11 protein-coding genes are annotated in these 13457 nt (G+C 61.6%); 7 read left to right on the top strand and 4 right to left on the bottom strand.

Going from position 1 to position 13457, the window contains the following annotated elements; all coding sequences use genetic code 11:
* Nucleotides 1–239 precede the first annotated feature (239 nt).
* The 3 genes from V9K97_RS17690 (at nt 240) to V9K97_RS17700 (ending at nt 2173) form a co-directional block, all read left to right on the top strand.
* Entirely contained in the window at nt 240–590 is a 351-nt protein-coding gene (locus V9K97_RS17690) for a helix-turn-helix domain-containing protein (protein WP_337319629.1), read from the top strand.
* Between the two features lie 3 nt (nt 591–593).
* Nucleotides 594–1115: an ImmA/IrrE family metallo-endopeptidase gene (locus V9K97_RS17695; RefSeq protein ID WP_337319631.1), complete on the top strand. Its 522-nt coding sequence runs from the start codon at nt 594–596 to the stop codon at nt 1113–1115.
* Nucleotides 1116–1855: 740 nt separating this feature from the next.
* Nucleotides 1856–2173, top strand: a complete 318-nt coding sequence (locus V9K97_RS17700; RefSeq protein WP_337319633.1) for a hypothetical protein — start codon at nt 1856–1858, stop codon at nt 2171–2173.
* A 343-nt stretch (nt 2174–2516) separates the two neighbouring features.
* Here V9K97_RS17700 and V9K97_RS17705 read toward each other — a convergent pair whose 3' ends face one another.
* Nucleotides 2517–2885 (bottom strand): DUF2513 domain-containing protein, encoded by a 369-nt coding sequence (locus V9K97_RS17705; RefSeq protein WP_337319635.1) that lies wholly within the window; start codon nt 2883–2885, stop codon nt 2517–2519.
* Nucleotides 2886–2909: 24 nt separating this feature from the next.
* Here V9K97_RS17705 and V9K97_RS17710 point away from each other — a divergent pair, with 24 nt between their 5' ends.
* Together V9K97_RS17710 and V9K97_RS17715 are read left to right on the top strand one after the other, a co-directional pair.
* Nucleotides 2910–3173: a hypothetical protein gene (locus tag V9K97_RS17710; RefSeq protein ID WP_337319637.1), complete on the top strand. Its 264-nt coding sequence runs from the start codon at nt 2910–2912 to the stop codon at nt 3171–3173.
* A 642-nt stretch (nt 3174–3815) separates the two neighbouring features.
* Entirely contained in the window at nt 3816–4400 is a 585-nt protein-coding gene (locus tag V9K97_RS17715; protein ID WP_337319639.1) for a hypothetical protein, read from the top strand.
* A gap of 911 nt (nt 4401–5311) precedes the next feature.
* Here the strand turns inward: V9K97_RS17715 and V9K97_RS17720 are convergent.
* From V9K97_RS17720 to V9K97_RS17730, 3 genes are all read right to left on the bottom strand, one after another.
* Nucleotides 5312–6478, bottom strand: a complete 1167-nt coding sequence (locus tag V9K97_RS17720; RefSeq protein ID WP_337319641.1) for a hypothetical protein — start codon at nt 6476–6478, stop codon at nt 5312–5314.
* A complete protein-coding gene (locus tag V9K97_RS17725; RefSeq protein ID WP_337319643.1) occupies nt 6475–10239 on the bottom strand; it encodes a hypothetical protein in 3765 nt (1254 codons plus the stop codon). The genes V9K97_RS17720 and V9K97_RS17725 overlap by 4 nt, the downstream gene beginning before the upstream one ends.
* Nucleotides 10240–10668: 429 nt before the next feature.
* Nucleotides 10669–10977 carry a hypothetical protein gene (locus V9K97_RS17730; RefSeq protein ID WP_337319645.1) on the bottom strand — a complete coding sequence of 103 codons (309 nt, stop codon included), beginning with the start codon at nt 10975–10977 and terminating at the stop codon, nt 10669–10671.
* Between the two features lie 374 nt (nt 10978–11351).
* On the opposite strand from V9K97_RS17730, the gene V9K97_RS17735 reads away from it, so the two are divergent.
* Both V9K97_RS17735 and V9K97_RS17740 read left to right on the top strand, forming a co-directional pair.
* The gene (locus V9K97_RS17735) at nt 11352–12530 is read left to right on the top strand and encodes a tyrosine-type recombinase/integrase (RefSeq protein ID WP_337319647.1); all 1179 of its coding nucleotides are present in this window, start codon (nt 11352–11354) and stop codon (nt 12528–12530) included.
* Nucleotides 12531–12664: 134 nt separating this feature from the next.
* Nucleotides 12665–13438 carry a hypothetical protein gene (locus V9K97_RS17740; RefSeq protein WP_337319649.1) on the top strand — a complete coding sequence of 258 codons (774 nt, stop codon included), beginning with the start codon at nt 12665–12667 and terminating at the stop codon, nt 13436–13438.
* Nucleotides 13439–13457: the final 19 nt, after the last annotated feature.

A 13457-nucleotide genomic window follows, 5' to 3' on the forward strand; every position in this document is an offset into this window, starting at 1 on the left:
GCCAGATCACCCGCGCCTATCAACTCGCTCTGATCGTCCAGCATCCATCTCAGATTTCGCTTCGCCCATTCTCCTGTCTTCGCAGTGTCCGTCTCAATCTTGCAGGGGCTAGTCAGTGAGCCGGAGTAGGCTACCCCGCAATATTTCACCCGCCGTTGACGGAAATTTACCTTCGTGGTAAATTTCGATCACATCTCCGAAAAACTCACATTTAATTCCCTCAACCAACCGGAGCAACCATGACCAATCTTGGAAAGGAACTGCGCAAGATCCGCCTCGACCTCGGCATCACCCTCTACGAAATGGCCGCGCAGATCGGCATTTCTTCAGGAATGCTTTCGTCCATTGAGACCGGCAAGAAGCCGGCCCCGGCGAACTTCGTTGAGCGCCTTGCGAGCGAATATGAACAAGTTGCCAAACAGGTAGCAACCTTCCACAGGTTGGCTGACCTGACCAAGTCGGAAGTCCGCGTCTCGCTGGACGGACGACAAAACGCCAATGAGCTGGCCGTCGCGTTTGCTCGCAACTTCGACAAATTGTCGGACAGCGAGATCAACCGTCTGATGGCCGTCTTCGAGAAAAAGGAATGAACCATGTCCGGACCGGGATTCATCGTTTCGCCTCGCCGAAAACAGGACATCTATGACATCGCGGCAAGCGTCAGGAACGCGTTCATGCGTTTTTTCGGGAACGCACCTTATGTCCCAATAGACAAGCTCTACGAACTGCTGCCGGAGCTACTACCGGGGTTTCAACTTGAGGTGTGTGAGCACGCAGAAATGGGCCCAGACCACGGCCGTTGTTATCCGGCGCAGCGCTTGATCAAGCTGCGCGTAGATGTGTACGACGGAATGTGTGAGGGTCAAGGCCGTGACCGATTCACTGGTGCTCACGAACTCGGCCATTTATTTCTTCACGCAAACGTGTCGTTCGCGAGGGTTATCGAGCCGAGTTCTCGGATCGAAATCTTCAGAGACAGCGAGTGGCAAGCGAACACATTCGCGAGCGGCCTTCTGATAAATCAGGCAGCGCTCGCACGCTGCGCCTCGCTCTCAGAAGTGGTGAGAACTTTCGGCGTGTCTGAAGACGCGGCTCGCGTGAGGTTTAAAAAGTGAAGGGAACGATCAAAGCGCCAACTTTGATCGCCCCTCTCGTGGCGAGATGGTCGCAACGAGCGCCAACATGGTTTCCCTTGTCGACTCCAGCACGGGCGAGGATACCAGAGGCGTCTCCGAATCACCATCGGAAAGGAGGAGACCCTGATGACAACATCAACCAATCGCCCGGCACCGCCCGGATTCCGTTGGGTCTGTTGCCGCTACCGGCGCGTCAAGAATTCCCAGCGAATGCTCGACGCTCACGCGTACGGTTACGACGCCTGGTGCTTTTTAGTCCCATCGCGTTGACGAAGCAGGCAAGCTAAACGACGAGGCGTTGGAGCGCCTTCGTCTCTTCACACCCCAAAATTTTGGGGTGTGCTTCAACATTCGTTTATGCGAGGCGACAAACCCATGTCTACTATTCCGACTCAGACTCAACATCGCAGTGATCACCTCGGTGACATTGGCTTTGGTGCATTTCTAATAATCACTGGATCGTTATGGCTATTGGAGCGGCTCGGCTTCATTCCCGTCTTCCCCTGGTTCTTACCAGTGGCAGTGATTACCTTTGGCGCGGTCATGATTGCCAGAGCTTGCGACGCAAGGCGCCGCACGTGTACTAACAACCAAGTTAGCCGGTGACACCAAGCCCGCTGCCCGCGGGCTTTTTTACTTTTTGCAAGATCGAAGAAGATCGATCAGTTTTTGGAAAACAGCAACTTCACCCCTCCTAGATGACCCACAAGAGAAGATCAATGACGCTCTTTGAAACTTTGACGCTCGTGGTCGCCGTGGTTACCGCGGCTTTGGCTCTGATCGTGAATATGGCGTTACTCGATTCCGAAAAGCGACTGTGGCTGCGGCGAACAGCGTGGCGAATCGTCGCTACAGTCATGTATTTGTTCATGGTGCTGTTCGCCGTTAGGGTGGTGTGGAGCTTTGCGGTCACGCCAGAACCACCAACGCGCAAAGACATATTGACCCTGCTTCTATGGTTATTCAACGGAACGATGGGCTTGATTTTCTTGGCCCATGATTCAGGCGAGAGACGACGGGCTAATCTATCCAAGTAGATCGAACCGCCGCTGTTCGGCAGTTGCAATCTTGAGGTCAGCTTGTAAGCTTTCTCGGTGGCCAGACAGTGCCAACAACTGAACGGTGGGCATTAACCTTGCCGACTAGAAAATGTCACGTTGGTGCCGAGCCAAGATCAGTCGGCTGCAGACTTGCCGGACTCCAAAGGGAACATCTCTGATCAAAAAGTTCCGTCGCATGGGCTGCGCGAGACTTCTTGAACCAGCCTAAATTGACTCTGGCGGAGAAGTGTGGGAGCGAAAAATCTTTATTTTTCAGCAACTTAGAAATTGGATACCACGAGCGGTGCCATGAAAGCATCTCTGCTCGCCCTGCTCCGGATCATCCTTTGATGGTCTCGTCGAGCGCGTACTTCGCGAGAACCTTCACCGCATCAAAGGTTAGCTCGATGCCCTTCGTCTTTGCTGCAGCCTTGACCTTGCTCCAGATAGTGCTCGAACGGATTGTGTCTAACAGATCATGGCCGTCCCAAGTCAGCTCCAGCGCCATCAGCATGGTTCCCGAAAGGTCTTCACTCCAAATGCCTTTGAGGTATCCACCTCGGGCGAGCAAGAAAACATGCTCCACTTTCGCACGATCATCCGGAGACTGATCGGCTTGGATGACATAGACCGCGTTCTCGCGCTCTTCGGCCGTTTGAGCTTCGATATCCTCCAAAACACTTCGAATGATGTCCCAATCCCGCTTCATCAGTAGCTCCTTGGAGAAGGGCCGATGAGCGAACTCACCGGCCCTTACGCAATTGCCGCGGGTTATTTACCGCTTTTTTTGGGCGGGCTAGGAGCCTTCGCCGGCGGCTGTTTGATGGTTTCCACCACATGCGTGGTTGGTTTAGCACGCGCGGTGCTAACAGGAGTGAAGCGGCCGGTTCCGGCGTTGCGACCAATTTTGCTCATAGGGATCTCCTTTTTTGAGCGCAGACACGCTGTCCGTCCGACCTGTATTCATGGCAAGATTCGCTTGTGGAACGTCTCTTGATGGACACACCCCTGACAGCAATTGTTGGGCTTGAGCGCCGGGTCTGAACCACCCGGCGCCCTCGTATCGGGCGAAACACACTATATCTAGGGCCAGCTCGTCTGTGACACACTAGATATAGCGCCTACATCATTTGCAGTAAGTTTTGGATGAAACTTCGGCGCTTTGTTACAAAGCGGCTTCTTACCTCATTGGGCGCGCGATCTGGACGTCGGAAGTTGTTTCCAACGAAACCAATTGAAACCATACTGCATGTACCATCGGTCATGATCTGTATTTATTTACAGTAAGTAGAAATTGTTAGTCATGGCGGCAATTAGTCGCAGACGAGACTGAGGCTGCGCACCTTCTTGCAGCGGCACGACCCAGCTTCTCCGGTGGGACTTCCTGCCGACTCCGTGCCATGATTCGTGTATGACCAAACCCCATGTGACAAACGAACCCAAGACCGGGGTCTTTGTTTCTTATCGAGCGGTTCGCTCGGCCAATGACGCCCTCAAGGGAGGTCGCTCGGCCGTGACAAGAGACGCCAAAACGGGTCAGTTCACGCCAACATCCGCTCCGCGAGATCCGGTACGCGTTAAAACCAGCTCAGTTCTCAGCGCGAGCAAGGTTGCTGTTTCTCGCAAGCGATAGTCAGCTGTGACCGATCAAATTCAAGTCGAGGCAGCAGAAGCAGAGCGAGCAATCGCCTCTCCGCTCGCAGCTTCGGATTCCGTTGACCCGTATCAGCGTTTTGCGGATATCGCATCCGACGATATAGACCTTATCGACAACGTCGCTTACGCGCTCTACAAGCGCCGCAAGCTTGAATTTGTTCGCGCATTTGTCGCAGCAAAAGGACTGCCTCCCAACCCAGCCGAAGTTAACAACTTCATCTTGGCAGCGACCCTTCCAACTAGCGTGGACTCCCTTCGAGCAGAGGCGACCGAAACGCTTCGAACCTTTTCTGAGCAAGTTTTAAGAGAAGCAGAGGCCGAAACCGAGGACCGCTATCGGCGTCAACTCATGAGCGAGCTGAAGAAGGCCCGACCATTCCTAAAAACGTTGATGGAAAACATACTCGCCAACATCGGTGCGTTGGCAGTAACGGCACTGATTCTGCTGGTTATCTATGGCTCGCGACTCGGCGCAGTGAACCTGTTCGGGGAGGTCTTCGGCTATGAGATCAAGGATAAAACCTCAGGGGCGCAGCCCGTCGCTCCATCGAGCCAAGTGCGCCCCTAGCTGAACAGCCGAAGGCACTTCCTCAAACCCGGCAACTACCGCGATTGTGCTCGCCTTGAACCAGTCACGCGCGACGGTTTCAAAGGTCGGCGCGGCTTCCGCGAGGGCAACACTTCACGAGCCGCCGCATGCTCTTTTCGAGCGCCAGCGAGGATGAGTGTGGGATAGAGGCCATAGGTCCTCGTCTTTTATTTTCCCCCGGAGGTGTAGTTAGCCCGCAACTCTTCGCGCCAGTCGGCGAGATGAAAAAATACAGGCCATGCGCATCGACCAGCTTGTAGGCTTTCTCGCGCGGTTTGGCAGAGTCAACAGCTTTAACGGTGAGGGTCATGGTATCGGGCTGAAGATACCGTGACGGATACCACGTTGAGAGCTTGGCTAAAGGCAGTCTTCGGCAGCCTCAATCAGATCCCTAAGGATGTCTCTCCCAATGAAAAAGTTCCGTCGCATGGACTGCGCGGGACTTAAAGAAACTGCCAAGGATCAATTCTGGCGGAGAGTGTGACCACTAGGCGTATACCAGCAGAACGTGCCACACAGGCTCATGGCGAGCCGCTTGCAGATGGCCCTCAAGGGCAGCGAACCATCACGACATCTCACGCGGACGCCCGAGGTCGCACAGCAGCGGATGGGGCGAGGGATGGGGAAGGCAGCAAGCGCCCTGAGGCGGCATTTGTCGACCCAATCTCGGGGCCGCAACGCTGCCGGTTCTGCACGAACACAGCCACCTATAGGATGACCACAGCGGGGGCACACGGGATGGGTAGTCCTCGAAGCGATCGAGGCGAGGAGCACGGTTTAAGCCCGTGCGGGTTCACCCTTTCGGTAGCCCACTGTGTATGCCACTGGTCAGCGCCCCAGCATAGGCGGGACGGCACGTCGCTCCTAACACGCCTTAAATCTTGCCGTTTTCACCTCAGCAGGTCGGGCAGATCGTAGAGAAGCCTGATCGCGTCGGTCCATCCGACCTCCGAGAACAGCTGGAGGATCTCCACGAGCTTCGCGCGTCTCTCAGGGTCCTCGAAGATGCCGCGATGGTCGGCGATGTAGCGCCTCACCACCTTCACGACCGCAGTGCTACCGAGGCTCTCGAACTGGTAGCCCTCCTCGGCGCCGGGACCGGTCAGGATCGCGTGGATTGCCGTGAAGACGGCGACGGGATCGCCGGGGATCAGGTGCTCGTAGAGTTCGATCAGGTGGTGCTGCGTCGCCGGTTCTCGCGATCGCCGCAGAAGCGCCAGCATGTCGGCGTAGTCGGCGAGGAAGCGCGCCTTCGCCCCGGCATTGTTGAGGCCGGGCCCATCCTCCTTGTCCTCCGCACGCACCCCCGCGCCGAAGTAGAGCTGGTTCATGGCGTGATAGATGACGCGTTCGGCCGCGCTGTACTCTCGGCCGGCGGCAAGCTTCTCCTCGCCCGGCACGTTGGAACTCAGTACCGCGTGCGTCTTGGCCGAGATGTCGAGTGCCGGAGCGAGGATCTTCGCGAGCCCCTCCTGCGCGCGGTCGTTCATGTCCTTGTCGCCCTGCTCGGCATCTGCGGCATAGCGGCCGAAGAACGCTCCCCGCAGCGATGAGGTGTACGCGTTGAGCGCGTTCTGGAACCGTTCGGGATCAGCCGCCCACTCGTCGATCCAGGCGCTAGCGAACTGCCGTCCCTGCCCCGCCTGGAGTTGCGCCACCCATCCGCCCAGGCATTCCTGGATGTGGTCGCGTCCGCTTGCATCGTCAGCGAAGTCGTCGAGCCGCCTTTTGGCGATCGCGAGGATGTGCTCGCAGCGCTCGGGCTCGGCATGGCTGAACCTGCGAAGCGACCGGGCGAGGTAGGCGGTCAGCACCCGGGGATCCGTCTCGGCTGCGGCGATCCGCTCTCCCATCTCCCACATCCGATCCGGGGCGGCCGCGGAGATGACTTGGAGATTCTGCGCTGCCTGGAGGCGCACCGCTGGCTGATGATCCGCGAGGATCTCGCCGATACGGTCGACGATCTCGGGACGTTCGGCCGCAAACCTCGGCGCGAGCGAAAGCCAGGCCTCGGCCGCGTAGACCCTGACCGCCCAGTTCCCCCAGCTGATGCTCATGCCCCGTCACCCCCGGGCTCGGGATACTTGCTCGCGGACAGGCGCGCGAGCAGGGCGAGCACCGTGTCTAGGTCCGGGAGCCCGTCCGCGCCCGGCGCGAAGGTTGGGCTGGAGGCGACGCGCTCGACCGCGTTCGAGACGTGGCCCCAGGCGGAGTGGTCGACCTGGCCATGGAGTCCGGGATTCGCGTCGATCAGCGCGAGCAGCGCAGTGGCCTCCGACCACAGGGTCGCGAGTTTGGCCGCGTCGCTGGCGGCCGGCGTCGCGTTCACTCTTGCGTGAAGCGCGTCCGAGGCGTCGAGGACGACCCGGTTGGGGCCACCGTCCATGTCGACGCCTTCCCGCCGCAGTCGTTCCCGAACGTAGTCCTCATTTCCGCCCCAGCTTGAGGCGAAGCTGCGGATCGGTCGGTTGTCCCGCAGCTCGCCGTCAGCCTGCATCTGCCGTCGGAGGTCGCGGGTAGGTTCCAGAACGAAGGCCTCCTCCGGGATCAGCGCGAGCAACCTTCCGAGTATGCACCGCCATCTTCCCCTGGCGTCGTCGTCGGCATGCCGCGTGTCGTCCAGCACCATCTCCTCGAAGCCGCGTCGCTCCTCATGTGACCGGGATGGCCACGCCGCCGCGACGAACCGGATGGCGTCACGCAGCGTGTCGCCGTTCTCCAGGAGGTCGGGCTTCGTCATCATCGGCCAGATCCGGCCGCCGACCTCTGCAACGCGCTCGCTCGCCACGCCGAGAATCCGCGTCCACACGGATGCCGTCGCATATTCGCGCGAGGCGGCCGCGATGCTCGAACCAAATGAGGCCACATCGCAAGACCGCAGAAAGGCGACGTAGCGTGCGAGCACGTCGTCCTCGCGAGAAGGCGCGTCATCGTCCTTCTCGTCCCACGCGTTGAACTCGACGTCGCTCCCCCGGAACTCGATCTCCGCGGCGCCGAGGTCGACGAGGTCGAGTTCTCCTGGTTCGCCGTAGCCCTGCGTTCTCGCCTTCCCGATGACGGCGTCGATGACTGCACGCGTACCGTGCTCGGGCGAGATCGCCAGGAACTCGCCGATCGACTTCCCGAGATACCAGCGCGAATGCTCGTAGTCCTGCCGACGGTTGGACGAGAGCGGCATGATTCGGCTCCGATGGCCCCCGAAGGCCGACGTCGCGGTGTCGGTGATCATCTGTCCGTAGAGGCCCGCATAGACCTCGGCGGCGAACGGCGGGTCTGCCCGCACGATCGGCAGGATTTGCTCCGCCAGCCAGTGGGCCTCGCGGTCGGCGTTCTGGGAGAAGTGGGGCTCTCGCAGGATCCGGTCGAGCAGCGCCCGGGAGGCGGCGGGATCGGACGCGAACGACCTTCCGACGAACCTGATCGCGCTGCCGGCCGTCGCGTGCAGGGGCGGCGACTTCGACCACGCGAATTCGAGCATCGCTCGGGCCGCACGGCCGAAGATCGGCGCCAGCGCTGGGTCGGTCAGGTCTGCATGGTCGAATAGCGCGTGGAGCAGCACACGCGCCGGATCTACGAGCGACAGGCGACCGCTTCCCGCCAGTCGCTCGGCGAGACTCGCCCAGGCGATCGCACGCTCGGGCGTGAGGCCCCGGCCAGCCTCGATGTCCATCACCACGAATCGGCTCAAGCGCCCGAGCAGGCTCGCGATCGACGGGTCGTCCGGCTCCGTCTCGAGCCTGGCTACCAAGCCGGCGAGATCCTCGACGTCGCCCACGTTCTCGCTGACGATGCGGAGCGCGACGTTGCCGAGGACCGCGTCGACCTTGGTTGCGGAGAAGATGCCGCAGACGAGCCGCCAGCTCTGAGGCTTGCCATCGGTGTCAACGCGCCAGATGCGCTCGACTGCGAACCGGAGCGCGGGAGCGAGTAGGAGCGCGGCGGAGGTATCGCCCTCCAACTGCGCTACTAGTCGATCTGGGTCATGCCAGGCAAGGAGGTATCTCCCCGCGACGTGGTCGAACAGGACGTGGTGGGCGAAGCTGACGAGGTCGCCCGCGGCAGTAAGGACCCCGGACTTGATCACCTCGTCGAGGTCTGGATGCCTGACGTCCACCTTCCGGATTGCGAGTCGGCGGCTGCCGGCCATCGCGGCCGCCGCGTCCGCTGCCGCCAGCGTCATGCCGGTCGTCGGCATGCGGACGTCCTCGTACGTGTCGATGAGCCCGGACTGCGTCTTGATGCCGGCGAACTCCACAGGGTCGGCGCCACCCGCCATCAGCTCCGAGGCCAGCGACAGGTTGAACACGTTGCGTAGCAGCTCGGCAAGCGGCGGCGTGGCCGAGGCGAGGAGGCCCGCGATCTCGGGGGACGAGGTCCCGGCGGTGGCGAGGTCGACGTCGGTTAGCCGGGGGACGACGAAGTGACGGACAGTTCGCAGCGTCGCATCGGCGTATACGGCGTCAGCCGGTGCGCCGGCGAACGACAGCCGGTATCGCCGGCCATTACGCAAGTCGAAGGTCCGGATTGACGCGATGACCACCCATTCGTCGGCGAGTTCGCTTCTTACCTGCTCGATCAGGGAGGCGAACACGCCATCCGCCAGCCCCCCGCGCGCTGCGTCGAGTGCATCGATGAGGAGGTATTTCGGTCCAGGGCCCGGCACGGCCGCCAAGACCTCGATGAGCGCGTGACCGAGCCGCAGTTCAGAGGTCAGGTCCGCTGCTATCGCAACGCCAGGGAACCGGTCGACGGACAGGAACACGACGAAGGCGCCGCCCAGCGCGAGCGCGGTCGCAGCGTGAACAAGCGCGCCGGTCTTGCCGGCGCCCGGTTCACCGACGACCAGCAGGGAGCCGGAGGCGATCGCAGCCGCCATGGGCGCGTCGCTCTCCCGGGTGATCGTGACACCGCTGCCCACCGGCAGCTTGCCGTGCGAGGCCAACCGTCCCAGTTCAGCGCCCGTCGCGGCCCGGAGCCGGGCTACGTCGTCCTCGAAGCGCGGCGCCCCGATGTCGACGTGACCCCGGCGTCGGAGCGCGTTGAGCAGGCCGTTCCGGTCGGCTGGGGCGCCGCTGCCGATCAGGTCGCGCATGATGCCGCGAAGGTCGCGAAGCGGGGCGTCTCCCGCCGCGTCACCGCCGTAGAGATGCCGGCCGAGCAGCCTCGACGCCTCGCGCCAGTCGGCGCCGCCCTCGTCCATCGAGAACCGCGCCACGTGGAAGCTGCGGGCCATGTCGGCGAGATCAGCATCGGTAGGCTGCGCCCCACGATGTGTAGTCCAAGCCGCGTTCACGATTGCCTCCAGCGCGCCGAGCGCGGAGCGTTGCGCTGCGTTGCGCTTATTTTTGGTAACCGCCCAGCCGCCACCCAAATCGAACGCGCGGCACCCCGCCTCAAGGTCGTCAAGTGTGCGGGCGGCGTCCGATCTGACCGCGAGAATCGCCGCACTTCGAGTCGGGTCCGGAGCATCGCCCGCAGCCTTTGCGTCTGACATCCAGATGGCAAGCTGCCCGCCCGTCTTGGCGAGTGGCGCCTGCTCTCCCGTCGCGAGGCTCGCGGACGTTTTGCTCTGGATGTGCAGCGCCCCAACGTCCGATTGCGTCACTTCGATGTCATCGAGCGCCGTGCCGGTCTCGAGGCGGAGTGCCGTTGGCAGGGCTACGTTGTTGAGGCCGAAGCGCGCGCCGACCGGGAGCCGCACGAGGATGTGGACCGCAAACCACGTCGCGACGGCTGCTTGGAACCCCATGCCCGCCTCGGTGGCCCGCCCACCCGCACGCATCGGCTTCGTCTTTGTGGCTGGGGTCGCGGTGGTCATGCCGACATCCTGCCGGATTTGCGGCTCCACTCCAATGCCGCCGACTAGTTGCCTCCCCTTGCTACCGGCCACGTGCTTCTCGTCAGTCGCGCGGACGCAACGGATCGTCGTGATCGCTCGAAGTGGTCAGCATCCGCTGCTCCCCCGATGTGAGGAGGTCGGAGCCGCAGTGGAGAACGGCGCCGTGCTTGGTCCGCCGGACTTGGTGCTAGGTGCTACCGCGTACCAGTCACTGGCCAACGATGGGTTGTGGCCGACTCCTGCAGTTCGCGCATGTCGGTCTTTGCCCCGCGGGGGTCTACACATGGGGCCGCCGCCAACGCGCGATCGACGACAAGCCCCTGGATAAGCCAGAGTGCTCTCATCCAATTCGTTGCCCATCTTCGGCGCGGCCGGCGCCTCCGGCCAAACTCCCACTCTAGAAATGACTCAACCTTTCGGCAGCGGAGCGACGTGGCGACAAATGTCCTTAGCGTCGCGCTCCGAGAAACCGGTGGCACGCAGTTCTGCTTCGAGTGCGGCCACCGACTCGGCTTCAATGTCGATCCGATCGCCATCTGAATAAACGAGCGGCACAACAATCTGTCCTGGTGAGGCAGGAACGTCCATCATCTCGGTGCCACGTTGAACCGTCTCCACCCGCAGAGAGCCATCCTCATATGTCAAGAGCCTCACAGGGCGCTTGTCGTCCTCCGTGGTTCCCTCATACACCAGCCTCCATTGGTACGCGTGCTTCATCCTAGTCCATCCATCTATGAACAATCTAGATGCGGGCGCGCCGCACGAAATCAAGGGCGAAACCACCGACCACTCGGTCGGCGGCCAGGGCTAAGTAGGCATCTCCAAATGCCGCACATAACTGCCGCTATCTAGAAGCACGCTAGAGGGCGCTAGGTGCGGTCTTGCTGGTGTGGGACCACCAGCACGCGGCACTCGGCCAACATCCCTGTGTTGGGCGGGTACCACATCGTTGCATCGGCGGAGACTCTCACCTCGTCTCACCTCAAGTCACGTACGTGACTTCGTCTATACACGCCCGGGAAACCTCGTGAAACTCGCTGGATCGAATCCGGTTTTCACTGATGGGGATATAGATGGGTAAGGCTAAGGAGATGGGTGCGCTGGAGGTGTCTCGGATCACCCGGCGTGGCATGAACTTCGTGGGCGGCGTGGCCGGCCTCGGCATGAACGTGAACGCGGGCGGCTCGCGCAGCTGGGTTCTGCGGGCGCGTGTTGGCGGTGTGCGCCGCGACATGGGACTGGGTGGCTACCCCGACGTGACGCTGGCGCAGGCCCGCGAGTCGGCCCGGGCGGCGCGCCAGCAGATGCGCCTCGGACTCGACCCGATCGAGGAAGGCAAGGCCATGCGCAGTGCGCTCATCGCCTCTCGGGCGACGGCCATCACCTTCACCAAGGCGGCGACCCTCTACATCGAGGCCCACGAAGATTCGTGGAAGAACGAGAAGCACCGCCAGCAGTGGAACAACACGCTGGAGACCTACGCCAAGCCCAAGATCGGCACCCTGCAAGTGCGGGACGTAGGGGTGGCCCAGGTACTGGACGTGCTGGAGCCGATCTGGAAGACAAAGACCGAGACGGCCTCGCGTCTGCGCGGTCGGATCGAGTCGGTGCTGGACTGGGCCATCGCCCGTGGGTACAGGGAGGGTCCGAACCCTGCACGCTGGAGGGGGCACCTCGACACCATGCTGGCGGCGCCGGGCAAGATCGCCAAGACCGACCACCACCGCGCCCTGCCCTACGCGAAGGTCGGCGAGTTCATGGCGGAGCTTCGGCAGCAGGAAGGCGTGGGCGCACGAGCGCTGGAGTTCGCCATCCTCACGGCCGCACGGTCGGGCGAAGTGCGCGGAGCCACGTGGGCGGAGTTCGATCTCGACAGCGCCCTGTGGGTGGTGCCAGCCGAACGCATGAAGGCGAAGAAGGAACACCGGGTGCCGCTGTCGGATTGGGTGGTGGAACTGCTGAAGGCCCAACTGAAGATCAGCCACAGTGACTTCGCATTCCCGGCGCCCAAGGGCGGGATGCTCAGCGACATGACCCTCACTGCAGTCTTGCGCAGGATGAAGGTGGACGCCGTGCCGCACGGGTTCCGCTCCACGTTCCGCGACTGGGCGGCCGAGCAGACCGAGTACCCGAACGAAGTAGCGGAGATGGCTCTTGCGCACGCGATCTCCAGCAAAGTCGAGGCGGCCTACCGGCGCGGGGACCTGCTGGAGAAGCGGGTGCAATTGATGAGGGACTGGGCGGCATTCGCGACGACGACGGCAGGTTAGAGCAGACGACTGGAGCGAACGCCCCGGGGACGATACAAAGCATTCGTGGCGTGGACACGGTCGCCTGCTGCCGGTGCGCCCGGAGAAGAGATCGAGTTCGTTGCAAACTCAGACGATAGAAACTAGGAGAGAACGTGAAGACAGAAATGATCGACCGTAAGCCGATCACCACGATTCGGCAGGAAACCAAGCACAAACTCCTCCACGTCATTGGGAAGCTGGCATCTCACACGAAAACGCCTGCACTCGGTCGTTGGAAAAAGCTTTCGGACGAAGATCTCTGGAACCACATCGTCTCGCAAGTCTGTGTAATGGGCTCGGCTGTACCGATGGAGAAGCTTCACCGCACGGGCAATCGCCTCGCGTTCGAGTCGGCTCTTTCCCTCGGGACGCTCTCGACCAAGCGAAACAAGAGCGCCTACATCGAGAGTCAACTCACGAAGTTCAAAGCGACCCGGTTCAAGAACAAGGCTGCACGACGCCTGGCAGCCGCGCTCGTCAACCCAAGCATCGTTCAAGGTACTCGTGTTGTGCTCCTGGCGGATCTTCCGCGTGGCGGCTCTGATGCAGTGCGTGAAGAGATCCTCAAGCGCTCGAAGTCCCTCTTCAAGCGCAAGAGCGTCTCCGACCTCATGATTACCGTGGGACTTTCACACGACGTCGTCGCGCTCGACCAGCGAGTGGTCGGCCTACTGAACACTCACTTCGGGTACAACCGCCAGTTCTCAAGTCTGCAAGCGAGCCGCTCGATTTACCTGTCCGTCGAGGACTGCCTCAGGGACGTCTGCAAAGAGGCCAACGTCACGCTGGGGAGGCTCGACCGAATGCTGTTCGGCTTCGCTGGATTGACCGCCATCGAGTACCTCATGGACTATGACCTTCCAAGATCAACAGCCGGGGCGTCCTGACTGAGTCCGATCCGGGTCA

The organism is Variovorax sp. CCNWLW186 (assembly GCF_037203865.1).
Classification (GTDB): Bacteria; Pseudomonadota; Gammaproteobacteria; order Burkholderiales; family Burkholderiaceae_C; genus Variovorax.